Here is a 26,578-nt window from a genome sequence, read left to right as displayed (position 1 = left end):
GATCTTATATAGTTTTGAATATTAACCGAGATATTATATTAGATACTAAAAATTTTGCAAATTAGTCTTTGATACTTATCGGTAAACATTTTTCTTATAGATCAGATCATAGTCATAGCATATAATTATGCAAATTAAAACCTAAAACCCATTTGTCAAGATAATTTTCATGCAATCAATATTTATTATTTTTAACTAAAACAAAACTTCTTCTATACCACAGTATGAAAGGTATTCCATATTAATTTGTATGCTTTAAGCCCTTTTAAACGAAAATACCTTCTAAAATAAATAAATTTGGTTTTTACATTCTTATTATATACGATGAAATTAGTAGTTGGGAATATTAAGGTACCTAGCTGCTTTTGTTTAAAATATAAATAGGAGTTCTATTATGAAACTTAACAAAATAACAATACTAACAGGTTTAGCAATGTTAGCTTCAACCCAAGCGTTTTCTCACGGTTATGTTGAAAGCCCAGAATCAAGAAACTTTATGTGTAAACAAGGCAACAATACCGACTGCGGTAGATCAAGGTATGAACCACAGTCAGTGGAGGCTGCTGACTTCCAGTTCAATAGTAGTACAGGTGAGCCTCTTTCTTTACTAAACAACAATATAGGGAGTGCTGGTGTAACAGGTTTTGAAGCCCTTGATGAACAAGAACAGTCTCGTTGGGCTAAAACAGCTGTTAGACCTGGAGAACCTCTTGACATAAAATGGCAATTTACTGCAAACCATAAATCAAAAACTTTTGAGTTCTATATTACTAAGCCTAATTGGGATCCAGATAAGCTATTAACGAGAGATAGTTTTGAAAGTACTCCTCTTAACTGTTACAACCCTCAGCCAGCATGGGTAGCTCCAAACCAACCACCGATGGATGGGTTAACATTTACTTGCACAATGCCCCAAAGAGCAGGATATCAAGTAATTATGGCAGTGTGGGACGTTGATGATACCGCGGCTAGCTTCTACAACCTAATTGATCTTGATTTCACTAACGATGTGCCTGCAGGCACTATAATAAAACCTGATGGATCATCTTCTGGGGATACTGATAGCAGTGACACCCCAACCTATGACTCTAGTAAAACATATAGAGATAGTGGAATTCGCGTAGTCTATGAAGGAAATGTTTATGAGTCTAAATGGTATGTAAACCCTGGTCAAGAACCTGGTGAATTATATGGTCCATGGAAGTTGATTGGTAAGGATGAAAATAACCCACCCGTAAATCCTAATGACAATTACCCAGATCAAATTGGTCAGCTAAACATTAACCCTGATTCTTTTTCTGCGGGTGATAAAATTGGATTATTCATATTTCCAGACTCACAACAAGAATATGAACTAATGACTGTTGAGAAAGGTATGACTAGTGCTGATATTATAAATATTTTGACCAATAAGATTAATGAACTTAGCAAATCCAAGTTTAATGAGAAATTTATGGCTGGTATTAAAAGTACTAGCGGCAGCATTGCTAATAGCAGTGATGACCTAAAAATATACCAAACAGCTAACAAACCATTTACTGAAATAGGCATAACTCATCAATTAGCCGATCATAACCTAAAAAACATGCTTCATTTAATGGATCTTAAAGAAACGTATACTACTGATAGTAATGGGGATTTAAACTTAAATGCGAAAATAATGTCTCACGGCTCTAAAGAAACAAATGTTTCTGTAGTATTACAAAATAAAAATGGTGAAGCTGTTAAGCGTCAAAATAATATAATGATAGAACCTATGGCAACATATGACTTAGCTTGGAAGATTGAAAACTTACCTGTAGGCCAATATAAACTAATCTTCTCTAGTGAAATGACTGGTGCAGAAGCATGGCAAAAAGCTCTTGATATTAATGTTGAAGGAAATGACAGTGATGATACAAATACTGGTGTTGATAAAAATGCTAGTGTAGATATTTCATCAAACATACCTTTCTATCAAGTTAATAAAAATGACACTGTAACACCTCGAAGCTGGTATGCAGACTTAGGTACAATAAACTTTAGTAATGAACAAGTTAGAATCATGCCTTGGTCTAAAGCTAGTCAAGCTAGTGGTAATAGTGCCTCAGATTATGTTAATTGCCCTAAACCTTCAAATGGTCAAGATGACATTACATACATAGTATCTGGTAATTTAAACAGTGTTACATGTAAAATAAAAGATAACTAAAATTATAAAAAAAGGTCCTTCTTAAATATTCTTCAAACTTAATCTTTATCAAAATCCTTTCTATAAGCAACATGCATAAAAGCTAAGGAAGGGTTGGTATTATATAACCCTTGATAAGCATTCATTTTTGCATGACACTTATTGTTATATTTTTCGTTACAGATTTTTAAGTAATATTCACAAAAGCCTTTGGTAATCTTTGTATGCGTTTCATATTCTATTCCTTTTTTAGGATTATAAACTTTACAAAAATTAACATACTCCTCTGCTTGAGCAGTATTAGCACAAAAGGTAAATAAACAAATTATTAGTGCTGTATTTTTTTTATGAAATAATCTTTTTATAATCATCAGCTTTAATCAACGTAGCTAGCTCTTCTTTATTTGCTATTTTAATCTCAAAAAGCCAACCACTCTCATAACAAGATTGGTTTATAAGTTTAGGATTAGTTTCAAGCTGATCATTTACTGCAGTAATTTCTCCTGCTAATGGAGTATAAATATCTGATGCTGTTTTTACTGACTCAACCACACATACTTCATCTTCTTTTGAATAAGCTTGACCAATTTTTGGCAAATCAACAAAAACAATCTCTCCAAATTCATTTTGAGAGTAATCATCAATACCAATTCTTGCATGATCGCCCTTTACGGAGACCCATTCGTTAGTTTCTGTGTACAAACAATCTTGATTAATTTTAGACATATAAAATTCCTAAATAGTAATTTCTAATAAGCTCATAGATAATAGCACAAAAATCCTTTAAAATTAATTTGCTATAACCTCTAATTGATAAAAAAATATGGATTTGAAAGATACTAATATAATTATAACAGCTGGTGGAACTGGAGGGCATATCTACCCTGCTATAGCAATAGCTGAACTACTAGCAGAAAATGGTGCTACAGTTACTTGGGTTGGAACGCCAAATAGTATGGAATCTAAAATTGTCCCTAAAAAATTTAATATTCAATACATAAAGTCCTCTGGTATAAGGAATAAAAGTTTAGTGAAAAAAATAAGCTTTCCTGTAAAACTGGCATTAAATACTATTAAAGCTCGTTCAATGCTAAAAAAAATCAAAGTTGACCTTGTGGTTGGCTTTGGGGGGTTTGCATCTGGACCTATTTGTCTAGCAGCAAAGTCAAAAGGTATTCCTATTATAATCCATGAACAAAATGCAAAAATTGGTTTAACCAATAGAGTATTAGCAAAACTAGCTTCTAGAATATGCCTAGCTTTTGATATTGATGACATTCAAAATCACTTCACAGAAAAACAACTAAAAAAAACTAGAATTGTTGGCAATCCAGTAAGAAAAGATATAGTAGCATTAAACAAAGAAACTAAAGAATTTAGTAATGAGCTAAAACTATTAATATTAGGTGGTAGCCAAGGAGCTAAAGTAATTAATGACATAATACCTGAACTTATTGTTAAAGCTACCGATGAAGGAATAAGTATTAAAGTTTGGCATCAAACAGGCGCATTAACCTTTGATAAAACAAAAGAAAAGTACCAAGAAATTTCAGACTCAAACATAAAAGAGATATCACCATTTATCGAAAATATAGCTGAAGCTTATAGGTGGGCTGATTTAATAATTTGTAGAGCTGGTGCTTTGACAGTTTCAGAAAGTGCTATAGCTGGAATACCTGCAATCTATATTCCACTACCAATAGCTGCGGATAACCACCAGTTTTTCAACGCTCAAAATATTGTGAAACACGATGCTAGTTTTTGTTTAGAACAAAATGAAATGGATGTTAATAACCTACTTGATATAATTAATCCTTTAGTAAAAGATACGAACAAACTAGCTACCCTTTCGAATAATGCAAAAAAAGCATTGAAAAATGATGCTAGTGAACAGATATTGAATAATATATATGAAGTGCTTAAACAAAAGTCTTAAATAAAAAACAAGGATTAAACAATGAATTTTGATATGTCTAAATTGATGCAACAAGCTCAAAAAATGCAAGAACAAATGAAACAAGCTCAAGAACAAAAAGATAGCTTAGAAGTTACTGGTGAAGCTGGTGCTGGACTAGTTAAAATTACGATGACTGGTAAATATGACGTGAAATCTGTAAACATCGATGATTCTTTAATGAGTGAAGATAAAGAAATGCTAGAAGACTTAATAGCTGCTGCTGTAAATGGTGCAGTTAAAAAAGTAGAGGAAAACACATCTTCTCCAGATATGAAGAAAATGGCTGAAGAAGCAGGTATAAACTTACCTGATGGCGTTAAATTTCCGTTTTAAAATGAGTATAATTTTTTCACCAAAAATTACAGCTGTAGTTGAATCATTAAGAAAGCTACCTACTATCGGCAAAAAGTCCTCTCAAAGGCTTGCTTTACATCTTTTAGACAAATCTCCAGAAACTGCGATTGCATTAGCAAACTCACTTCTTGATGCAACCAAACATATTTCTAAATGTCGTGAATGCCAAGTTTTAACAGAAAAAGAAACCTGTGATATATGTAATAGTAATAGCCGAGATAATACAAGATTATGTATTATTGAAAATATTCTTGATATGATTGCTATAGAGGATGCTGGAATATTCAAAGGCAAATATTTTGTATTAAACGGTAGGATATCCCCTCTTGATGGCATAGGCCCTAATGAGCTTAAATTAGATACTTTACAACAAATAATATCATCTAGAGATATAGATGAGGTTATATTAGCAATAAGCCCTACAGTTGAGGGGGAAACTACAGCTCACTTTATATCACAAATGATTAGTAAAAATATTAAAATCTCAAGAATAGGTTTTGGTGTTCCATTTGGTGGAGAACTTGAATATCTTGACCAACAAACACTTCTTCACGCATTCAATGCTCGAACAAATGTATAATTTTAGATATAGATCCTTTTAAAAAGGAATTATTTATTCAAAATCCTTTCTACACCTACACAAGTATCAAGCTTTCTAATCACACGAAGTAATAAATATAACTCTCGCCTATTTCTAACAACAACTACAGCCGCTAACTTAGCAAGATCATTATCTACCATAATCATATCAAAACTTCTAATATCGACACCCTCTCTTGCTAAGCTTGTCGTTATTTTTGCTATTGCTCCAGGTATGTTCTTTAAACTAATAGCAATTCGTGCTCTAAAACTAGGTTCATCAGTAGCATTAACAAACCAATCAGCCGCTATCTTATTAACATTCTCAGATTTTAGAGAGGCATAAAGCTCGTTACAGCTACTTCTATGAACTTCAACTACGCTTTCAGCACTTGATATAGCAGTAATCTCATCATTTGGCAAAGGCAAACAGCAGTCAGCTATACGAGGGTCATCTCCATAGCGAATCTGCACCTTAGCAGACTCAGAATTATTATATGAATTCTGTACATCATTCACATATCTTGTAACAAAATCTATGAAATTATTTGGGTCTATCAAACTCAAACCTGTATCTAAATAAAAACGATTAATAGTCTCTATACCTTCATAGTTAAACAAAGCTCCATCGACAATTTCACTTGGAATATTTCTTAGCTCTATCCCTGCAAGCCTTAACTCACCCTCAACAATGTTTCTACCTCTTATATAATCAATATTCTTATATTGATCTTTCAAGAAGTCTTTAATAGCTGTTTTCGCCCTTCCAGTTTCAACAAATTTTAACCAAGAAGGATTTGGATCAGCTATAGCTGAAGTTATGATCTCAATATTATCACCTTGACTCAACCTGTGATTTAAAGGTACAGATTTACGATTAACTTTCGCACCTATACACTTATTACCAATATCTGTATGAATAAAATACGCAAAATCTATGCATGTGGAATTTTTAGGTAACTCAACAATTTCACCTTGTGGTGTAAATACAAAAACATCACTATTAAACATATCTGTTTTTACATTTTCTAGAAATTCTACAGAGCTTGCAGTATAAACTTGTATGTCAGAAATTTTGTTAAGCCACCTTTGTATTGCCTTATCAGTCTTTTCTCCAATCTTATAGCTCCAATGTGCTGCAATACCATATTCTGCCTGCCGATCCATCTGCTCAGTTTTGATTTGTATCTCAAGAGGAATATTATAAGGACCTAGCACCACAGTATGGATAGATCTATAACCATTAGCTTTTGGTGTTGCTATGTAATCTTTAAATCTTTGAGGTACTGGCTTATAAAGCTCATGTATTTTGCCTAAAGCAACATAACAATCGATTCTTGATGGCACAATAACCTTATAAGCATACATATCCATTATCTCTTCAAATGAAAGACCTTTTTTCTTCATTTTATTATAGATACTATATAAGGTTTTTTTACGAGATTTGATATTGTCTTCAGTAACTAGCCCATCCAACCTATCTACTAAAGATTGCTTAACTTCATAGAAAACTTTTTCCTTATTTTTTTCTACTTTTTTAACCTTTTCTTCAAGAATATGGTATCTATAAGGGTATATACCCTCAAAGGCTAAGGTTTCAAGAGCTTCCTTTAAGGTATTTATACCTAACCTATGAGCAATAGGTGCAAACACATCAAGTGTTTCTTGAGAAACTCTACGCTTTTTCTCTGGTTTAAGAGGTGCCAGTGTTCGCATATTATGAAGTCTATCTGCAAGCTTGATAAATATCACTCGTACATCTTTAGTTACAGACATAAGCATCTTACGAAAATTTTCAGCTTGTTGTTCGGCTCTATTTTTATGTCTAATTTGCGTAAGCTTGGTCACACCTTCAACGAGTTGAGAGACCTTCTCACCAAATCTTTCTGTAATATCATCAGCCGTATATTCAGTATCCTCAACCACATCATGTAATAATGCTGCTATTATAGTGTCAACATCCATTCTAACATCAGCTAAAATACAGGCGACTTCTACAGGGTGTGTAAAATATGGCTCTCCTGAACTTCTCACTTGAGTTTCATGCGCATCTGCACCAAATATGAACGCCTTTGAAATTTTCAACCTTTCCTCTTCCGGAAGGTATTTTGAAATCAGTTTATTTAATTCATAAAAACAAAACATTATCATACAAGAATATAGTGAATTTACTTAAATGATAAATTGATTTTTTTTGCAAAGCAATTATTACTTGCGTTTAAAAGAAATTAGATATTTTCTTGAGATAGAAGCCATAAAGATAATTAATGAAATATCAATAATTAATAATACTATAGCTAGTTTGGTATTATAATTTTTTTGTGAGAATGCAGCACCTTGACCTGGTTGGCTTACTGACGCTGGGTTATATATAAGGCCATACTTCTTAATTAGAGAAGACCCAATATCCCTAATATTAATAACAGGAACACCTTCTTTTAAGAAATTAACAGCCACAGATCGTACATTTTCATAACCTGTTGGCAACTTCTTAGTTACACCAGAAGGGAAGCTAGGAAGCTTAAGAACATTATTCTTCACACTTTTTTTACCACCTTTGCTATCATCAACTGCTATAATTTTCGGCTGCTTTAAACCTATCGATGCCATATTACCACCAACATTTACATATGCCTGTATCTTTTCATCACCAGCGGCTTTTTTATACATCTCCATCCTAGTTTTAATAGAAGATGTTGTTGAGTAATGATAAGGAACATTAATAGTTTCATAGCCATTTCTTTTTATCGCATCATTCATTTTTAAAATAGCTGCTGGAGTCATACCATAACCATTATCTCTTGATCCACCTAGAGTTATCCCTAAGACATCATAGCTAAACAAGCCTTCATTTACTAAATGCTTGTATATATCTGGCCATGTAAAGCTAGGTCTATTTGCACCAAACTGAGATGCTCCAACAGAAAATATAATTAGAGGTTTAAGCTCAAGTGTTTTAATAGCTGATAACATTGCAATATCTAAAGCTGGATAAGATCCTGTCTGCTGTACGGCGACAATATCGCCTTTCTTAAGCTTAAGTTCACTTAACCATTGAACAAAAATAGCGGCCATATTTGGATTAACAGATGATCTTTTTGCATATAAATCACCAGAATCTGTGGTTATCTCAGTCATAGAAAGACCAATAAGCCCAGTACAAGAAACATCTCCTATATCCTTACAAAGATATCCTTTTGACACAAAAAACTTTTTTGTTAGCTTAAAAGCTGTACTTGCGGTATTTGCAGCCTCAATCTTTTGATTATAGCCTTTAGTTTCAACCACAAGATTTTTCTCAACAATATACAACGATATAAGCATAAACACGGTAAGAAATAAAATTATGTAACGCGATAAAAACTTGCGGTGCCAGTATATAGATTTCATATTAAATTCCTACTATTTGTGGTCCGATTAAAACAATTAATAACAAGCGAATAACTATCGAAGCTATAAGTAAAGAACCTATAGTCTCTATTAAACCCTGCCTATCTATAGATAGCGCTATTAACCCTGGGATAATATAACCAATAACCTGTACTTGGTCAGAATAGAAGCTTGATGTTAAGTGTTGCGCTAAAAAAGTATTACACAAAGTTCCTAGTATAAACGACAATAACACTGTTATAGCAATTCTTCTTCTGCCATAAATAATCATGAATTTTGATAAAAGTCTTACTATAGCAAATATAACAATAGATATTATTAGTGTAACAATTACTCTATCAGGAGCGCCCATTTCTAATGCGAAATACCCTGGTACAACCATACCACCTGTAGATAGTCCTAATAATGATACAAAAATCAATCCAACGATTAATCCTATACCTATCGAGAGCGTTAAAGGATCCATTTTTTCTCCTATTTTTTTATAAACTATTTTCTTGTTTATGACTTTCGTCACAAAAATCAACAAGTTCCATACCAATATCTTTGATATTACCAACACCTACCAACATATATGATTTGGCTGGTTGTGCAGAAGCCATTTTCTCAAGTATTTCTATTGGTTCCATCCCTTCACAAACAACAGTTTGGGCCATATTTTTTTCCAATGATTTAGCGTATTTTTTGTAGAACGAAACAAACACATCAGTACCTGTACCTATAAGCACAACTAAATCAGGTTTTTCCCAGGTTAAAATAGCTTCTGCAATTTGCTTAGATCTATCTTCTCTATCTGCACGACAATTCACCACTAATACTTTCTTATCACAACTTAGGTATTTTGTATAAAGTTTATCCCATAGCATCTTTGTAGATACTGGATCATTAGCAGCAAAAGCATTAGCAAAATTGATTTGACTTTTATTTACAGTAAATGTGTACTCTGTCATAGCACCTGGATCTGGAGTGGCTGCCCACATACCTTTTAACGCCACATCTCTAGGGATCCCCAAATCATCTGTGATTTTAAGAGCTAATGCAACATTTATCTTAAACTCTGAATACACGAAACTATTAATCTCTTCATCAGAAACTAAATTAGCATCTTCTTCAGTTGCAGCAATAAGCTCAGTACCTCTATCTTTACAAGCATATTCAAAAAAATCTAAATGAATATCTTCAGCAGTAAAATACTTAGAATTTACAGGTACCGTTCCAGCAAGAGCTTTAGCGACATCTCTTTCTGTTGGACCCATAACATCTAAGTGATCTGGCCTAGCATTTGTAAGCACTCCGTGAGTAGCTTTTATAAGCTTAAGCTCACATAAAGATTGCAATAACGGTTGTAATGCCATACATTCTATAATTATAGCGTCTGCTTTAGCTTTTCTTGCCTTAAACATAATTCTAACTTGCTCTGCAATATTACTAAAACCTATTCTAAAAACTGGCGTCTCTGAACCATCTACATCTATATATCGTGCTAAAGTCCCAGTGGTTTTTGCAACAGTTCTATAACCACCTGCTCTAACACCAGCAGCTATAAGTCTTGCAACACTAGATTTACCGCGAGTCCCATTAACATGTATTCTTACAGGAATACTCTTAATACTTGCGTTATGTACTATATTTTCTATTATCAAATATAGGCACAATACTACAAGAGCTCCTAAAATCAGCCAAAAATCCACTAATCTTACCTACAATATTTTTTAAGAATTACTTTTTAGTATAACATTTTTTTTAAGCACTAAAGTATCAAAAAATAACTCAAACTGTCAAAAAAACATTTACCTACGGTTGATTTACCAGTCAGATACTGTAATTTTATTATCTAAACCAGTATTCATTTTTGACTTTATTTCATTAAGTTTTTCAAAGCTTTGAAGTCCAAACTTTGCATCTGGATACTGAATAACATGACTAGCGTTAATTAAAGCATATTTTATAGAGTCTTCCACAGAGAAACCTTTATAAATACTAGCACAAAATGTTGAGCTAAACGCATCACCTGCGCCTAAAGTATTGATAACATTCTTAATATAAAGCGATTCACTATGGTATATTTTTTGTTTAGTGGCAGCATAAACACCATTAGACCCATCTGTTACTACAATCAACCTAACACCTAAATCTAAACAAATTTTAAAAAAGTCTGGCAGTCTAAATGTAGCATTTAGAAAATCACTATTATCAGTTTCATGACTTGTTTTTAATCTATCTTTTGATTTTGCTACATCTTCATCATCTAAAGATAATAACGATAACATTAGTTTTTGTGCTTCTTGATAGTTCAAGACAAGTATATCTATACCCGGCATAGACTCCTTAATAAAACTTTCACCAATACTAAGCTGTGAAGAACCTGGGTTTATAGCTATTTTAGTGTCGCTTTTAGTAGCTAAATCAACAATTTCAGGAAGTCTTGCTGCTGATGACTGACTTAAAGAGGTTATGTATATAAAATCACTATCTGCAATTGCTTGTTCGGGAAGATCATCTTTCAATATATCTTTATTTGCTCCTCTATATGCAAATATAGTTCTATCACCACTCAAAGTAGGAATTACATAAGAAGTTGCTGTCCCGTAGCTACTCGAATATCGGACATTTCCTGTATCTATACCAAAGTCCCTTAACTCCTCAACAATCTTATCACCCGCAAGATCTTTACCAACCTTACCAAAAAAACTAACATTAATACCTTGCTTTTTAAAAGATACTGCAGCATTAGTTGCACCACCACCAGAAAATGAATTATGTTCTTTAACCTCTACTTTAGCTCCTTCTTCTAAAAGCATATAAGATTGAGTAACATCTTTTTTTTGCATATTCATTGTGAACATCTCTTCATACTGGATAATAGTATCGAGTGTTGCACCACCAATAGTAAGTGCTTTTATATTGTTCTTCATTCTTTAAGCATTAAAGTTTATATCAAAATATGCCTAATAGAATATCATTAAATATATATGGATACATCAAGTATTATTGGCAAAATTAATTTTTTTATATAGAAAAATTAGTCATTAATTAGTATTATTGGTTTTGTGCGATTAACATTTTACAAAATATATAAGGGAGAGAGTTAATGCCTTCTAAACCTGTTTCTAAAAACCATCGTGGCTTCATAATGCCAATTGGTGGTGGTGAAGATAAGTTTGCAAGTCCAACAGTTCTAGAGAAATTCATAGAACTTTCTGGTGGTAGTGATGCTATTATAGCAGTAATACCAACAGCATCTAAGCTTGCAGACACTGGCGACATATATGTTGATATTTTTGAAAAAATGGGGGTCAAAGAAGCCCATAATTTAAAAATAGAGAGTCGTCTTGAAGCAACAACAAATAAAGAATACCAAGACACTCTTTCAAAGTGTACTGGGATTTTTATGACTGGAGGTAATCAACTTTTACTTTCAACAACACTTGGTGGTACACCTATTGCTCAACTAATTCGTAGATTAAATGCTAAAGGGGTTAATGTTGCAGGAACATCTGCCGGTGCTGCTTTTATATCTGGATTTATGATAGCAGGTGGTCAAGCTGGTCTTATGCCTCGTTGTAACATGGTAAATTTAGCACCGGGACTTGGTCTTACAAATAAACTACTTGTAGATCAACATTTTTCACAGAGAGATAGACTTGGTAGACTATTGTCTGCACTTTCTTATAACCCATATATGGTTGGTGTGGGAATTGATGAAGATACGGCCGCTCTTTTAAATCATAATAACATAGTAGAAGTGGTTGGCTCTGGAATGGTTACAGTAATAGACTTTTCTCACTTAAAGCATTCTTCTTTACACAATGCTCGTAACAACGCTCCTATTAGCTTAGTTGATATCCGTATGCATATGCTACTAGAAGGTCAAAAGTTTGACTTAAACACCACTCTCGTAGAATTCTAAATAAATATTCAAATACACTTTCTCTAATGCAAGGAAATCTCTTATGCAAAAAATAATCATACATGGTGGCTGTGGGGCTCGAGAAGACAAGAATACTTCATTCACTGACTATCATGAACAACTAATCCCTATAGTAAATAAAGCTTTTGATTACCTTAAAACTACAAATGATGCTAATAAAACCGCTGTATATGCAGCTAAGCTACTAGAGGATAACGAAATCTTTAATGCTGGAACTGGATCTCGAGTACAGCAAGATGGCCAAATCAGAATGTCTGCATCTATCATGGATAGTCAGCGAAGAAAATTTGCTGGAGTGATAAACGTTCAGAATATTCAACACCCTATTGAAGTTGCAAATAGGCTTATGGAGCAACATCATAGTGTACTGGGTGGTGAGCCAGCAACTATGTTTGCTCATAACGTAATGCAACTGCCTAAATATAACCCTATGACAGAAAAAAGATATAAAGAATATCTTGAGCTCAAAAAAGGCTTCACTGGAACAATTGGGGTTGTTGTACTAGATTCAAATGGTAGAATATGTGCTGCTACCTCAACAGGTGGCGCAGGCTTTGAATATCCAGGTAGAGTTGGTGATAGCCCTACTGTTGCAGGTAATTTTGCAAATGAATTTATGGGAATATCTTGTACGGGCATAGGCGAGCATATAAACAATGAATCAGTGGCAGCAAAAATTTCTACTCGTGTAAAAGACGGCATGTCACTAGAGTCAGCAGTAAATAAATCCATAAAAGAGAGTGATGAATTAGGAGACTATGTTGGCCTAATTGCTATAGATAAAGAAGGAAATATCTGTAGTGGATCAACAAAAGTAGCTCAAACCTTATACGCTTACACTGATGGTAAGATTAGTAAAAGTTTTTACGATGAAAAATTGTTGTAAAAACCTGTTGACTTAAAAGCAGTTGTATAGGTATAATATACGACATTGGCCTGATAGCTCAGTCGGTAGAGCAGAGGATTGAAAATCCTCGTGTCGGCGGTTCGATTCCGTCTCAGGCCACCATTTTAAAAGATTGTCGGAGCATAGCGCAGCTTGGTAGCGCATCTGGTTTGGGACCAGAGGGTCGGGGGTTCAAATCCCTCTGCTCCGACCATTTTTTGATGCGTCTGTAGCTCATTTGGATAGAGCATCGGCCTTCTAAGCCGAGGGTAGCAGGTTCGAATCCTGCCAGACGCGCCATAATAAAGGGTTGTTGTGGTGGTTGTAGCTCAGTTGGTAGAGCCCCGGATTGTGATTCCGGCTGTCGTGGGTTCGAGCCCCATCAATCACCCCAGAAACTGCGGTCGTGGCGAAATTGGTAGACGCACTGGATTTAGGTTCCAGCGGAGAGATCTGTGGGAGTTCGAGTCTCCCCGACCGCACCACTTTTAGTATTTCACTTTATTTATAAAGTGATTACTCAAAAGTTTTTCTTAATTATATTTTTTATTTATACTCTATTTTAATAAAAAAACACTTACAATATTTATATAACATAAATGCTTTTCATATATCTCTTTATATATTAGAACTTATAAACTTTCTACATTATTTACATCTTAAGAGATTATGACATTTAAAAAGATACTCTGAAAACATTGAATTATTGGTACTCACAACTGGATTCGAACCAGTGACCCCTACCATGTCAAGGTAGTACTCTAACCAACTGAGCTATGCGAGTATAGAACTACTATTATAGTTTCATTAGCGGTAAAATCAATAGCTTTTGTTGAATCAGCTGTTAAAACATTTATAGCCTAAATCAAAATTCCATTATTGTTGATAAATTGGTATTATTTAACCAATAAAATAATAAATTTCTTTAAGATCATGATTATAGTAATATCTCCCGCTAAAAGCCAAAATTTTGAACCTATTGATGACAAATATAACTTTACCCAACCTCTCTTTAAAGATCAGATAGAGCTACTTATCAATAAACTAAAACACTATGAAATACCAGAAATAGAAAAGCTTATGAAAATTAGTCCAAAGTTAGCTACAGAAGTTTTTGATAAACATAACTCTTTTAACTCTGCAAAGTACGATTTAGAAAACTCTAAGGCTGCTATTTTTACATTTAGTGGTGATGTTTACAAAGGTTTAGATTCAAGCTCTTTAGACTCAGATACAGTAAAATACGCCCAAAATCATTTACTAATGCTTTCGGGTTTATATGGACTTATCCGCCCTCTTGATCTAATGCAAGCTTATAGGCTAGAGATGGGCACTAAAATTAAGATAGAAGATAAAGTCTTATATAAATACTGGCAAGATAAAATTACAGCTCAATTAAACGAGTTGTTTAACACCCAAGAAAATAAAACACTAATCAACTTAGCTTCTAACGAATATTCCCAAGCTATTGACAAGAAGTCTCTCAAGGCTGATTGGCTTGATATTGATTTCAAAGAAGATAAAAATGGTACATTCAAAACAATCGGTATTCACGCTAAAAAAGCCCGTGGTTTAATGAGTAGATATATTTTAGAAAACAAAATCGAATCTACTGAGGATATTAAAAAATTTAACATTGCTGGATATAGTTTTAACCAAGAACTCTCTAATAAAAATCTAATTTGCTTTACAAGGTAATTATGAAGATAAAAATCATATCACTAGGTGAAAAACCACCAAAATGGGTAGCTGACGGCTATGATGAATATAAAAAACGCCTCAGCAAATCTATACCTTTAGAACTTATAGAGCTACCTATAGCTAAACGCTCAAAGACAGGCAACCCAAAACTATGGATGGAACAAGAGGCTAAGACCATATTAAACAAATTGAGCCCTAATGAACATCTTGTTATTTTAGATGTAGCATCAAAAGTTATATCGACTGAAGAGCTGGCTGATAAAATGCAAAATTGGAAATTTAACAACCCTAATGTTGTAATCCTAATAGGTGGACCAGACGGTATAGATCAAAGTATAAAAAATATCGCTAAAGAAAAAATATCTATTTCTAAAATGACATTCCCTCACCCTATTGTGCGAATCATAATTGCTGAACAACTTTATAGAGCATACACAATCCTTGAAGGTCACCCTTACCATAAATAGCTAAACACGGCTTACCTAGTAATTTTTGATAGTCCTTATTAAATTTAACTTGCATAAAAATATTAAAATATCGATTAATATAGATATCGTAATCGAGTTCTCGATTAATGTAAGTATTTTTAGCAAACCTATAAGGAATCAAAATGAAAAACCTAAATATAATTTATACAACAACATTAGCTCTTTTAAGCTCAGTTGCATTCGCTGATTGTAAAATCGAAGATGTAAAGACTGGTTGGAGTGGTAGCGTAAAGTTTAGTTGCGATAAAGACATGGATTTAATGAAAAGCCCTATTAAAATCAAACTTTCAAATAATGCAAGTATAGGTAGTGTATGGGGATTAAATGGTAAGACACATATCTCAAAAAATAGTAACACGACATCAATAACAGTAGAAAAATGGTGGCCAGAAGGTGAAGGGACTATACTAAAAGCGAATCAATCAGCAACTATTTCATTCTCACCGAGTAAACCCGAATTTAGCTTAGCTAGTTTTAGTGTAGGAAACAACTCTACAAGTACACCTGATGACCCTATAATTAACCCAGTGGATCCAACTGATCCAGTAGATCCTATTGACCCACCTAAACCTAGTGGTGATTACCCTCTGTATCAAGAAGGTAACGCATATAAAAGTGGTGATATTGTAGAAAACCAAGGCAAACTATATAAATGTAAAGAAGCTGTTGGTGCTTGGTGCTCATCTGCTGCTTGGGCTTATGCTCCAGGTACAGGCACTGCATGGGATCAAGCGTGGAGCCTACATACATCTGATGAACCAGTTGACCCTGTAGATCCTGTAGACCCGACTAATCCAGATAATCCTAAGCCTAGTGATGTATTTACTATTACACAAGCTGAGTTAGATCAAAAAGAAAGTGAACTCACAAGTGGACCTGTAATGAAAGAGGTGAAAAAATCCATTCGTACTATCCCAAATGAGGTTGTAGAAGCTGTAGAGCCCGGTTTACCGAATAATCCAGAAAATGTTAAGCGTGTAGAGAGCATAGTTTCTAGTCAAGATTGGGAATATTTATTCCCTGAAAGAGCTCCAGAATACACATATAGCAATTTCTTAAAAGCTGTTGCTAAGTTTCCTGCATTTTGTGGTACATATACTGATGGTAGAGATTCTGATGCAATCTGTAAAAAATCTCTAGCAACTATGTTTGCACATTTTGCTCAAGAAACAGGTGGTCACACAGCTCACTGGGATGTTCCTGAATGGCGTCAAGCTCTAGTTCATGTCAGAGAAATGGGCTGGAATGAAGCAATGTTGGGAGGATATAATGGCGAATGTAATCCTAATGTATGGCAAGGTCAAACATGGCCTTGTGGTAAGTTTAATACTGGTGAATTTAAGTCATACTTTGGTAGAGGTGCAAAACAATTAAGCTATAACTATAATTACGGACCATTCTCTCAAGCAATATATGGTGATGTAACTGTACTACTTAATAACCCAGAGCTTGTTGCTGATACATGGTTAAACTTAGCTTCTGCTGTGTTTTTCTTTGTATATCCTCAACCACCTAAACCATCTATGCTTCATGTAATTGATGGTACTTGGCAACCAAACGCATCAGATAAAGCAAATGGTTTAACTCCTGGTTTTGGTGTAACTACTCAAATTATTAATGGTGGAGTTGAATGTGGTGGTAGCGTTGAAGTTGCTCAATCCGTAAATCGTATTTCTTATTATGATAATTTTACCAAACACCTAGGAGTAAACATAAGTAACGATGAAGTACTTGGTTGTAAAGGTATGAAACAGTTTGATGCACAAGGTGCTGGAGCTACAAATATTTTTTGGGAGCAAGATTTTAGTTATAACGCAAAAAATCCAGAAGGTAAATCTTTTGCTTGTAAACTTGTTGGCTATCAAACACCTTATTCAGCATTTACGCAAGGTGATTATGGTAAGTGTGTAAAACATCATTTTCCAAGCGTTATTATTAAATAATAATCATTCTCTCATTCTATAATAATCTTCAAAAATTCTCTTAAAATCTATCTATAGAAAAATTATCTAACTGAATTTTCATCTTTCTACCACAGACCTTATCGGCCATAGCTTCACCTATAGAAAAAGAATGTTTAAAACCATGTCCTGAGCATGCAGATATAATAGTCACATTGCCATAATGAGATAAATCATCTATGATAAAATTGTAATCTGGAGTTATAATATAAATGCATGTTTTTGCTTTATCACATACCCCCTTGATACCTTTAATATTTGGGCTAATATGATTTTTATAAATATTTGATATATCTTTTTCATCAATTATTGGAGTATCTACAAGGTTAAACTCTTCATTAAACTCCTCAAAGCCAAACTTCACTAACCCTTTATTATATGACGGCATGGCATATATAAAACTATTCGTTACTGGGTCACCAATTAAAAATGGTCCCGTTTTATCAAAAATATCCTCATACTCTGGCTCAACCTCGAACCAATATATTTTTTGTACAAATGCTTTTAAAATATCTTTATATTTTGGTTCAACAAAGTTCTTCAACCATGCTCCTGCTGTAAGAATTACATGCTTAGCTTCGTATTCGGCTACTGTAGTTTTAACTATGGTGGTATTTTCTTGCTTGACCAAGCTTAATACCTCTTCATGATAGTTTATATTTGCACCATTTTCAGTAGCCAACTTTAGCTGTGTATGTATGGCATCCTCTGGAGATATACAAGCTGCTCCTGGCTCAAAATAATTACCAAGCTCTGGTTGCTCTACTAAGAATGGAAATTTTTGGTAGACTAGATTTTCATCATATATCTGATGGTTTATATTATATAATTTCGCTTGCTGTATAGTTTTTGCAAGAAAATCATCTTTGCCACCTTTAGGCTTTAAACTATCATTAAATAAAAGCAATAGTCCCTGCTTTTTTGCAAATTTTTTGCCTGACTTAGATTCAATCTCATCAAGGATTTCATATGATCTTTTTGCCATGGTAGTATAACATCCATTGCCTTCACCAATAGCCTGCCTTACAATCCTTGTCTCTCCATGTGAAGAACCATTTTCATGGCCTTTAGCAAATTGTTCTATACCAAGTATTTTTAAGTCTTGTTCTTTAGATAGCTGATATAAGCTTGAAGCACCCATAGCTCCTAGACCAACTACAATTACATCATATCTTTTCAAAATCAACTCCTATTTAAAAATCTATCTACTATAGTTACCATAGATCTTCTCCGTACTATTTTTAATAAAATATAGAGGAAAAAAACAATTAGATGATATTAAAAAAGATAACTAATATTAATATAAATGGCTATGATTATTTAACCAATATGCTTAAATAAAAAAACTTTCTATTTATTAGTAACTAAGTTTTTACAGAAACTTTCAACAGCTTAAAACTACAGAATAGTACAAAGCTAAATATTTTCACTATATCTAAAATAATGCTACCCTATTAATATAAAACTGATAAAAATGTATAAGAGCCTACCTAAAATGAAAAACGTTATAAATACCCGTAGTTTATTTTTATTTATAAGTTTTGTATTGTGTATGTTTTTGCCTATGAAAAAAAGCTTTGGAAATGATAAGAATATCTCAATATATGCTTATGCTCACGGTAAATCTTCACAAGATATAAAAAAGTTAAAAAAGATGTTAGATAAAAGCCCTCTAAGCCCTGAAAATATTATTTGTGGCATCGGAGGCTTTGAAGAAAATGGTGATTATTATAACTGGGATTGTCATCTGTTTTTTGATAATTATGGTTATATAGGTGCTATTGAATCTGATCAAGTAAAATTAAAACCACAAAATGCAGAAAATGCCATTAAAAAACTTAAAAACGATAATAAATACTATGACTCAATAAAAGAAATTTCTTTAGACTGTGAGCCCTTTTATGAGAGAAAAATAAATAATGTTGATTTTCATATAGCCTTTATTAAAAATCTAAAAGACAAAAAAATCTCAGTATATATTAATCCCAAAAATCTTGTCTTACTAGAAAAACAAGACAAAGAGCTATTACAGCTGTTTATGAAAACTATCAAAAATAAAGGGAAAATTTTATTTCCTGCTTACTCTTATGATAGAGACTCTCCAAAATTTGAAGATATTAAGAATGCTATAAATATAGCTAATAAATATGGTGTTAAATATGAGCTTATTTTAGATACGAAACAATCTAGTAAGCTTAATAACAGAATAAACAAACTCAAAACTATCAGGGGAGTAAATTTATCTAGTTTCACTATCTTTTCATTAGAAATTGATGATGATAATCTAAAAAGTGCTAAGCCTGATAGATATTTTGGTACAAGACCGTATGGTAGTGTAAAACAACAATATAATAACTTCTTTGGTAGCATGGCTATATTAGATAAACGCTTAGTTTCGCAAAAACAAATTAACGAACCCAGTTAAATCCTAACTCTTTTTTCTATAGATAAAGCACGCTATAAACATTGCTATAACAATAAGTACTACAAGCAGATACGCTGCTAAAATCTTAATCCCAAAAATTGTTATGCTAGTTGTTAGAGCTCCATAATAGTAAGTGCAACCTCCAACAACTAATAAAAGTGGTAACGCTAAAGTATAACTTGCGCATATAACATATCTTTTTAATGAATAAGTTAGCTTTATAACACTAATCCAAACAAGTGCATAAACTACTATTGCACTTGAAACACTAAGTATCACAAACCCTTGTGATAAATCATTAGATAAACTACAAATTAGCGCTACTAGCAAAGGTAAATTCATTGCATAGAATTTTGTATTTTTGAACCTATAGTTATTTGCCAATAGTTCATATTGCTGACTATATCCTATTGTTAACCCATTAAAGCTAGCTAGTATCGCTATAATTCCAGTTACTGCTAATATTTCAAATAAAGTGCTATGTCCAAGGTACTGAGCTAATGCTGGTAATGGGTTTGAGTCTAATAACAAATTAGTTGGAGCCAACTCTATAAATAAAACGCTTGTAAATATTGCTAGCAATGACAAAACCATTAAGCCTATTAAAATTGCTATTTTTCCTGTTTTTCTAGGATTTTTCATAGCATGCATAAGTGTTATACCACCCTCTATCCCTAAAAATAACCAAACTCCAAATGCTATGCCTTTGCCTAAAGCTGACATTGAGATAGAGTCTTGAACTATAGAATTATCTACAACACCAAGATGCTTAAAGCCTATATAATAAAAACAAAACACACCCAATATAGCAATAATAGTTGCTATAGATTCTATTTTAGCGACATACTTTAAGCTACCAAGATTTGCCATAAAAACTATTATAAAGCCTATGAGTACCGCAAAGTGATAAGGTATAAATGGCAACAATGACTCTAAATACAGTCCAAAAGCTATTGCTATAGCAGGCGTTGCAAACCAGTATTCTAAATAGCACATTAGCCCAGTAAAGATACCGACCCGAATACCTAACACATTACCCACTAACTCTGTTATGGACTTATCTGAACCCATAAAATAGTGGGTAAGAATAGCACAACCAAATATAAAGAAACCAAAGAATACCACTAACAAAAGTACTGCTAAGATATAAGAGTTTGTCGATGAAGCTGTTACACCACTATTCCAACCAAAGTACTGACCTGAAATAACCATTCCAACCATTATAAAAACAAACTTAGAAATTGAAACCTGGTAGTTACTTTGCATACAAATTATCCTTTATGTATTAATTGATTACTTAAACTGGAGTATCTATCTAATTATTTTCTAAAATGAAAACCTTTTGTTTGAGTAAATGCATAGATACCATGTTTAGAAAGTGAAGCCCCTAAACCAGACATTCTCCTACCAGCCCAAGGTAAGTTAGGTGACACTCTATCACAGCAATTCATATAAACATTCCCTGCAGAGATTTTTCTCATCAAATCTCTAGCCTGTGACTCATCTTCTGTAAATACGCTAGCAGTTAAACCAAATTCACTAGCATTCATAAGTTTTACAGCCTCTTCATCACTAGAAACCTTTTGTATACCTATTATAGGACCAAAGCTTTCATCAACCATTACAGACATATCTTCATTTACATCTACAAGTACAGTTGGCTCAAAGAAATTACCATCCGCTTCTATAATTTTACCACCTGTTAGAAGACTAGCACCTTTTGAAACAGCATCTTTAACTTGAAATTCTAAGAATGCTAAATGCTGAGAACGAGTGATTGCTCCATTTGTAGTATTTGAATCTTGAGGGTCGCCAACTACCAACTCTTGTGTATGTTTCACAAATGCTTTTACAAACTTATCATAATGACTTTCATGCACATATATTCTTTCAACTGAACAACAGCTTTGACCATTGTTATAAAAAGCTCCTGAAACTAACCCTTCAGCAACACCATCAACATCACTAATATTTTGCGTTACATAGGCAGGGTCTTTACCACCAAGTTCTAAACCAATAGGTACAAGCTTTGAAGCCACTTGTTGAGCGATATATACCCCAGTCTGTTTACTACCAGTAAAGTAGTAGCCATCTAAGTCTGAATCCAACAATGCTTGACCCACACTACCATCACCTACAAGGCATTTAAATACATCTTGAGGTACTTTTGAGTTATAAAGCGCTTGCTCGATATTTCGCCCTGTTAGTGCGGAGTATTCTGATGGTTTGTATGCAACGGCATTACCGCATAATATTGCAGGAATAAATACATTAACACCTACTAGATACGGATAATTCCACGCAGAAATATTTGCAATAACTCCAAGTGGATCGTAGCCTAACTCTTCTTTTGTTGCAGTATCTTCAGCAAAACTCTCAACTTGAAGCACTTTTTCTAAGTTATTAAGAAAAAAATCTATTCTTTCGCAAGCTGCATTAATTTCATTGACTGATTCAAATACCGGCTTACCTACCTCTTGAGTCAAATCATTAGCATATTTATCAATATTTTGCAGTAAATCATCACGAAAAGATTTTATACATTCTAGTCTATGAGTTAGCGTAGTTTTTGCCCATTTAGATTGACCTGATTTTAATTCTTGTATTTTTACATTTACACTATCTTTAGTGTCCGATTTAAGTGAAGTTATAACTTTGTTAGTCGCAGGATTTATAATATCCATTTTTGCTCCTTGCTTATTTTTTTAAAATTTGGGAAATAAAATATTTTAGTAATGAATTTGCACCGATAAGCTTATCACCTAAAGTATGATTAAACTCTGGATGCCATTGTACTCCATAAATAAAATTATCATCATTGTCATATTTAAAGGCTTCAATGATTTTATCTTCCGGAGATATCGCTTCTACTTTTAGGTTTTCACCTAACTTTTTAATTGACTGATGATGGATACTATTTACAAAACCTTTTTGGCTCCTGTTAGCATAAATTATATTTGCTAATAAGCTGTCGTCTAAAAACTCTATAGCATGATAATTTTGATCATAAATAGGTCTGTTTGCATGAGTTATCGGTGTCTCTAACTGTGTAGCTATATCTTGGTAAAGTGTACCTCCAAAATATACATTCAAGAGCTGAAAACCACGACAAATACCTAGTATAGGTTTACCTTGTTTGAAAGCATAATCTATAACAGCTAGCTCATAGTCATCACGAACCTTATCACCTGGCCATAAAGCTTTATCAAGGTAATCCTCTCCATAAGAAAGTGGACATACATCAACACCACCATGAATAACAACTGCATCAAGCTGATCTATAAATCTATGTAAATCTTTTTCTTGCTTAAAATTTGGAATCATCAACGGTATTGATTTATCCGTATTTAGATAATGGACCATATCTGACTCAACATAGAAAAGATCTTTCTTTGAAAATGTTGCACGAGTGCTATCTGGTGGCATTATACAGGCTGTTATTCCTATTTTAATCATAAACTAGCCTTCAAGATATTTACCAAATCATCTTTTGATACTTTTCTAGGGTTTGATAAATGGCAAGTATCCGTAAGAGCAATATCTGCAATCTGGTCAATATCTATGGCTGTTACACCATAGTTTGATAATCCTTTTTTAATTCCAACAGCTTCATTTAAGTCTTCGACATACTTTACAAAACAATCTACACCTAGTAATTTTTCTAGTCGAGAATATTTATCAGCACAAACCTCTTTATTAAACTTTAAGCTTTCTGCAAACATTAAAGCATTTGCAAGACCATGATGCATATTATTAAAGGCAGATAAGGCATGAGCACATGAATGTACTACACCTAAACCTTTTTGGAATGCTACAGCTCCCATAGTAGATGCTATAAGCATTTGTGTGCGCGCTTTTACATTAGTTGGCTCATTTACAGCTGTAACTAAAGACTCATCTATAAGCCTTATACCTTCAAGTGCAATGCCATCACACATCGGATGAAAACTATTCACAAGATAAGCTTCAACATTATGTACCAACGCATCAACACCTGTTGCAGCTGTTATATGCTTAGGCAAAGCAACTGTTAGTAATGGATCAGCTAATATGATTTTTGCTAATAATTGAGGTGCAAAGATAACTTTCTTTTGGTGCGTTTTATCATCTGAAATAATAGCACTTCTACCAACTTCACTACCAGTTCCACTAGTTGTTGGTATAGCTATAAAGTATGGAATTTTGCTATCTTCAACTGTTTCATCAGCTCCAGTACCATCTTCATAATCCATCACACTACCAGGATGATTTGCCATTAGTAGTACAGCTCTAGCTGTATCCATAGCAGCACCTCCGCCTATACCGATTATGCTATCGCAATTATTCTGATGAAATGCTTTTACACCATTTATCACATCTGCTTCACAAGGGTTAGCTGCTATATCTGAAAACACGCTAGCTTTAATGCCACTTTCAGACAAATGATTTTGCAAGTCACTAATCATATCCATAGTAGCTAAAACAGGATCAGTAACTATCAAAACATTACTACAGTTGTTGTTTGTTAAATGCATAGGTGCTTCTTTTACTGCATTTTCACCAAACCTAATAACAGTTGGGAAATTAAACTGCTTAATACTCATTTTTGTCTCTCCTAAAACATCCAATATTTCTTTAAATTATTTCAAAATATCTTTGGTATTCCCAATCACTTACTGATTTAAGATACTCTTTCCATTCCCATTCTCGTGTAGAAGTAAAATGCTCAACAAACTCTTCACCAAATAGCTCTTTTGCGATACTTGAATTTTTCATTTTTTGAGTAGCATCCCAAAGAGTAGGGCTTAGTTTCACGGCACTTTCATCTAAGTAGCCATTACCTTTTATCGCTTCTTGATCTAATGATAGATTATTTTTGATACCATAAAGTCCACTAGCTAATGACGCTGCCATCGCTAGATATGGATTAGCATCTGAACCAGGAACTCTAAATTCAATTCTTGTAGCCTTTGGACTACCATTAATGACTCGACAAGCTACCGTTCTATTATCTACAGCCCAATTTACTTTAGTTGGTGCCCACATTCCTTCAACAAGACGCTTATAGCTATTCACTGTGGGAGCTATCATCGGTAGTATTTCGGGTAAACATAATAACTGCCCTGCAAGGTAACTTTGCATTAGTTTACTCATATCATTTTTTTCATTAGCATCATAAAAAAGATTATTTTTACCATCAGATAAACTTTGATGGATATGCCCAGAACAACCCGGTAGATCAGCTGTTAGTTTAGCCATAAAAGTAGGCTTAATACCATACTTAACACCAATTTCTTTGACTGCTGATTTAAAAAGTACCGCTCTATCTGCTGCTTGCAAAATATCTCCAAACAGTATAGCTGCTTCAATCACACCTGGGCCTGTCTCAGTATGCAGACCCTCTATTGGTACATCAAAATCATTTAATAAATCATAAATATCGTTAAAAAAATCTTTATTTTCACTCATTCTAAGTAACGAGTAACCAAACATGCCAGGAGTGAGAGGCTTTAACTCTGATGGCTGTTTATCTAATATACTTTCAGATGTTTCTCTAAAATTAAACCATTCAAACTCTTGCCCAAACAAAGCATCGTAGCCCATGCCTTTAGCTTGTTTTTTAATCTTTTTGAGCAAACTTCTTGGACAAGCTGGATGGCTTTTATCTTTATCTGAAAAATCTGCCAAAAAGAACGGTACATCATTGTCCCAAGGTACAGTTCTAAAAGTATCCGGATCAATAAATGCATCATCATCATGGAAACCGGTATGCCAACCTGTGTGCTTTACATAATCATAAGTGACATCACTACTATCCCAACCAAAGATTACGCTGCAAAAACCCATACCGTTATCTAGTGCACTAGCAAATTTATCTTTATGAATATATTTCCCTCTCAAGACGCCATCTATATCTGTGACTGCCAGCTTAACTTTAGGGTTAGAGTTATTTTTGACTTTATCTAAAACTTTTTCTCTACTCATTACTACACTATTTTGATATAAGTTGTATATTGATTCTAGCATAAAGCTAGCTAAAGATACTTATAAAATCATCTATTAGTAAGCTAATTCTTGTTATTAAAAAAGAGGCATATAAGCTACAGTAATATTGCTTTTTTTGAGGCAATCCTATACCAACTATATCAGGATGTTTAGTCAGAAATTTTCTCAAACATTAATAATGTATATGATAGTTGCTAGTTTTATAATATTGCTTTGATTCGAAGTAGTGTAATCTTGTGAAATATGACTGATATTGATTTACATCCGATCAATCATATACAACTTTAGATTTGATACATAACTATCAATTATTTTGACAATGAATAGAAACACCATGAATTCTAACAAAGCGAGTATTAGTATCACACTCTCGCTCAATTTTCTGTGATACTTCACCTGGAGGTAGTACGCTTATTTTCAATTTAGCTGATGCTCCATTTCCCACAACTTCTGTAGAAATGCCATACTCTTCTTTAGGTTTTTCTCTATAATTGTTTTCTATAATTGCTTTAGTATAAGATTTTTTATCTAAGATAAGAACTTTACAGGAATCTTGAAGGTCATCACATGAGATATGACAATTAGTACAGTCTACGGACTCGAAAGATTCAACTTTTGAAGGTGGTTGATATATTATATTTAGCTTATCACCTTCTTGTAGTTTACTCATTTTTTGAGAACTACTCATTTTACCTGTATTAATTGCAGAATATGCAAAGCAACTGAAAACGAAAAAAGCATTATTTAATTA

The 26,578-nt window shown here is 33.4% G+C and carries 24 protein-coding genes and 6 tRNA genes; 15 read left to right on the top strand and 15 right to left on the bottom strand.

Going from position 1 to position 26,578, the window contains the following annotated elements:
- Positions 1-394: 394 nt before the first annotated feature.
- The gene (locus tag FLM55_RS08665; protein WP_178948895.1) at positions 395-2,191 is read left to right on the top strand and encodes a lytic polysaccharide monooxygenase; all 1,797 of its coding nucleotides are present in this window, start codon (positions 395-397) and stop codon (positions 2,189-2,191) included.
- A 38-nt stretch (positions 2,192-2,229) separates the two neighbouring features.
- On the opposite strand, the gene FLM55_RS08660 is transcribed toward FLM55_RS08665, so the two are convergent.
- Positions 2,230-2,541, bottom strand: a complete 312-nt coding sequence (locus FLM55_RS08660) for a hypothetical protein (RefSeq protein WP_178948894.1) — start codon at positions 2,539-2,541, stop codon at positions 2,230-2,232.
- A complete protein-coding gene (gene gcvH, locus FLM55_RS08655; RefSeq protein WP_112870316.1) occupies positions 2,516-2,896 on the bottom strand; it encodes a glycine cleavage system protein GcvH in 381 nt (126 codons plus the stop codon). The genes FLM55_RS08660 and gcvH overlap by 26 nt, the downstream gene beginning before the upstream one ends.
- 97 nt (positions 2,897-2,993) lie before the next feature.
- Between gcvH and murG the strand changes: the two genes are divergently transcribed.
- The 3 genes from murG to recR are packed head-to-tail and all read left to right on the top strand — an operon-like array spanning position 2,994 to position 5,061.
- Positions 2,994-4,106, top strand: coding sequence for an undecaprenyldiphospho-muramoylpentapeptide beta-N-acetylglucosaminyltransferase (murG, locus tag FLM55_RS08650; protein ID WP_178948893.1), 1,113 nt, complete (start codon positions 2,994-2,996; stop codon positions 4,104-4,106).
- 21 nt (positions 4,107-4,127) lie between these two features.
- The gene (locus FLM55_RS08645) at positions 4,128-4,460 is read left to right on the top strand and encodes a YbaB/EbfC family nucleoid-associated protein (protein ID WP_112870318.1); all 333 of its coding nucleotides are present in this window, start codon (positions 4,128-4,130) and stop codon (positions 4,458-4,460) included.
- A 1-nt stretch (position 4,461) separates the two neighbouring features.
- Positions 4,462-5,061: a recombination mediator RecR gene (gene recR / locus FLM55_RS08640; RefSeq protein ID WP_178948892.1), complete on the top strand. Its 600-nt coding sequence runs from the start codon at positions 4,462-4,464 to the stop codon at positions 5,059-5,061.
- Between the two features lie 29 nt (positions 5,062-5,090).
- Here the strand turns inward: recR and FLM55_RS08635 are convergent, their stop codons facing one another.
- The 5 genes from FLM55_RS08635 to FLM55_RS08615 form a co-directional block, all read right to left on the bottom strand.
- The gene (locus tag FLM55_RS08635; protein WP_178948891.1) at positions 5,091-7,205 is read right to left on the bottom strand and encodes a bifunctional (p)ppGpp synthetase/guanosine-3',5'-bis(diphosphate) 3'-pyrophosphohydrolase; all 2,115 of its coding nucleotides are present in this window, start codon (positions 7,203-7,205) and stop codon (positions 5,091-5,093) included.
- Positions 7,206-7,268: 63 nt separating this feature from the next.
- Positions 7,269-8,450 (bottom strand): poly-gamma-glutamate system protein, encoded by a 1,182-nt coding sequence (pgsW, locus tag FLM55_RS08630; protein ID WP_178948890.1) that lies wholly within the window; start codon positions 8,448-8,450, stop codon positions 7,269-7,271.
- 1 nt (position 8,451) lies between these two features.
- Positions 8,452-8,916: a poly-gamma-glutamate biosynthesis protein PgsC gene (gene pgsC / locus FLM55_RS08625; protein ID WP_178948889.1), complete on the bottom strand. Its 465-nt coding sequence runs from the start codon at positions 8,914-8,916 to the stop codon at positions 8,452-8,454.
- Between the two features lie 16 nt (positions 8,917-8,932).
- Positions 8,933-10,141, bottom strand: coding sequence for a poly-gamma-glutamate synthase PgsB (gene pgsB, locus FLM55_RS08620; RefSeq protein ID WP_178948888.1), 1,209 nt, complete (start codon positions 10,139-10,141; stop codon positions 8,933-8,935).
- A gap of 114 nt (positions 10,142-10,255) precedes the next feature.
- Positions 10,256-11,365: a carbohydrate kinase family protein gene (locus FLM55_RS08615; RefSeq protein WP_178948887.1), complete on the bottom strand. Its 1,110-nt coding sequence runs from the start codon at positions 11,363-11,365 to the stop codon at positions 10,256-10,258.
- A gap of 176 nt (positions 11,366-11,541) precedes the next feature.
- Between FLM55_RS08615 and FLM55_RS08610 the strand changes: the two genes are divergently transcribed.
- From FLM55_RS08610 to FLM55_RS08580, 7 genes are all read left to right on the top strand, one after another.
- Entirely contained in the window at positions 11,542-12,360 is an 819-nt protein-coding gene (locus FLM55_RS08610) for a cyanophycinase (protein ID WP_112870324.1), read from the top strand.
- Positions 12,361-12,403: 43 nt separating this feature from the next.
- Complete coding sequence (locus FLM55_RS08605) at positions 12,404-13,267, top strand: isoaspartyl peptidase/L-asparaginase (RefSeq protein WP_178948886.1); 864 nt, start codon at positions 12,404-12,406, stop codon at positions 13,265-13,267.
- Between the two features lie 47 nt (positions 13,268-13,314).
- Positions 13,315-13,390, top strand: a tRNA-Phe gene (locus FLM55_RS08600).
- 14 nt (positions 13,391-13,404) lie between these two features.
- Positions 13,405-13,481: transfer RNA gene (locus tag FLM55_RS08595), tRNA-Pro, on the top strand.
- Between the two features lie 9 nt (positions 13,482-13,490).
- A tRNA-Arg gene (locus tag FLM55_RS08590) sits at positions 13,491-13,567 on the top strand.
- An 18-nt stretch (positions 13,568-13,585) separates the two neighbouring features.
- Positions 13,586-13,661, top strand: a tRNA-His gene (locus tag FLM55_RS08585).
- Between the two features lie 6 nt (positions 13,662-13,667).
- Positions 13,668-13,752 (top strand) — tRNA-Leu (locus tag FLM55_RS08580).
- 222 nt (positions 13,753-13,974) lie between these two features.
- Here FLM55_RS08580 and FLM55_RS08575 read toward each other — a convergent pair.
- Positions 13,975-14,051, bottom strand: a tRNA-Val gene (locus FLM55_RS08575).
- A gap of 149 nt (positions 14,052-14,200) precedes the next feature.
- On the opposite strand from FLM55_RS08575, the gene yaaA reads away from it, so the two are divergent.
- The 3 genes from yaaA to FLM55_RS08560 all read left to right on the top strand — a co-directional run bounded on the left by yaaA (position 14,201) and on the right by FLM55_RS08560 (position 17,399).
- The gene (gene yaaA / locus FLM55_RS08570) at positions 14,201-14,965 is read left to right on the top strand and encodes a peroxide stress protein YaaA (RefSeq protein ID WP_178948885.1); all 765 of its coding nucleotides are present in this window, start codon (positions 14,201-14,203) and stop codon (positions 14,963-14,965) included.
- 2 nt (positions 14,966-14,967) lie between these two features.
- Positions 14,968-15,435, top strand: a complete 468-nt coding sequence (gene rlmH / locus FLM55_RS08565) for a 23S rRNA (pseudouridine(1915)-N(3))-methyltransferase RlmH (RefSeq protein ID WP_178948884.1) — start codon at positions 14,968-14,970, stop codon at positions 15,433-15,435.
- Positions 15,436-15,578: 143 nt separating this feature from the next.
- Positions 15,579-17,399, top strand: a complete 1,821-nt coding sequence (locus FLM55_RS08560) for a chitinase (protein ID WP_178948883.1) — start codon at positions 15,579-15,581, stop codon at positions 17,397-17,399.
- Between the two features lie 40 nt (positions 17,400-17,439).
- On the opposite strand, the gene solA is transcribed toward FLM55_RS08560, so the two are convergent.
- Positions 17,440-18,597, bottom strand: coding sequence for an N-methyl-L-tryptophan oxidase (gene solA / locus FLM55_RS08555; protein ID WP_178948882.1), 1,158 nt, complete (start codon positions 18,595-18,597; stop codon positions 17,440-17,442).
- A 384-nt stretch (positions 18,598-18,981) separates the two neighbouring features.
- On the opposite strand from solA, the gene FLM55_RS08550 reads away from it, so the two are divergent.
- Positions 18,982-19,842: a hypothetical protein gene (locus tag FLM55_RS08550; RefSeq protein WP_178948881.1), complete on the top strand. Its 861-nt coding sequence runs from the start codon at positions 18,982-18,984 to the stop codon at positions 19,840-19,842.
- Between the two features lie 3 nt (positions 19,843-19,845).
- Here the strand turns inward: FLM55_RS08550 and FLM55_RS08545 are convergent, their stop codons facing one another.
- The 6 genes from FLM55_RS08545 to FLM55_RS08520 form a co-directional block, all read right to left on the bottom strand.
- A complete protein-coding gene (locus tag FLM55_RS08545) occupies positions 19,846-21,108 on the bottom strand; it encodes a hypothetical protein (RefSeq protein WP_178948880.1) in 1,263 nt (420 codons plus the stop codon).
- 53 nt (positions 21,109-21,161) lie between these two features.
- The gene (locus tag FLM55_RS08540) at positions 21,162-22,526 is read right to left on the bottom strand and encodes an aldehyde dehydrogenase family protein (RefSeq protein ID WP_178948879.1); all 1,365 of its coding nucleotides are present in this window, start codon (positions 22,524-22,526) and stop codon (positions 21,162-21,164) included.
- Positions 22,527-22,539: 13 nt separating this feature from the next.
- Positions 22,540-23,298 (bottom strand): gamma-glutamyl-gamma-aminobutyrate hydrolase family protein, encoded by a 759-nt coding sequence (locus tag FLM55_RS08535; RefSeq protein WP_178948878.1) that lies wholly within the window; start codon positions 23,296-23,298, stop codon positions 22,540-22,542.
- Positions 23,295-24,425: an iron-containing alcohol dehydrogenase gene (locus tag FLM55_RS08530; protein ID WP_178948877.1), complete on the bottom strand. Its 1,131-nt coding sequence runs from the start codon at positions 24,423-24,425 to the stop codon at positions 23,295-23,297. The genes FLM55_RS08535 and FLM55_RS08530 overlap by 4 nt, the downstream gene beginning before the upstream one ends.
- A 31-nt stretch (positions 24,426-24,456) precedes the next feature.
- Positions 24,457-25,806 carry a glutamine synthetase family protein gene (locus tag FLM55_RS08525; protein WP_178948876.1) on the bottom strand — a complete coding sequence of 450 codons (1,350 nt, stop codon included), beginning with the start codon at positions 25,804-25,806 and terminating at the stop codon, positions 24,457-24,459.
- Positions 25,807-26,131: 325 nt separating this feature from the next.
- A complete protein-coding gene (locus tag FLM55_RS08520; protein ID WP_178948875.1) occupies positions 26,132-26,497 on the bottom strand; it encodes a hypothetical protein in 366 nt (121 codons plus the stop codon).
- Positions 26,498-26,578: the final 81 nt, after the last annotated feature.

The organism is Francisella sp. Scap27, from assembly GCF_013394105.1.
Taxonomy (GTDB): Bacteria; Pseudomonadota; Gammaproteobacteria; order Francisellales; family Francisellaceae; genus Francisella; species Francisella adeliensis.
This window is presented reverse-complemented; position numbering and strand designations above follow the sequence as displayed.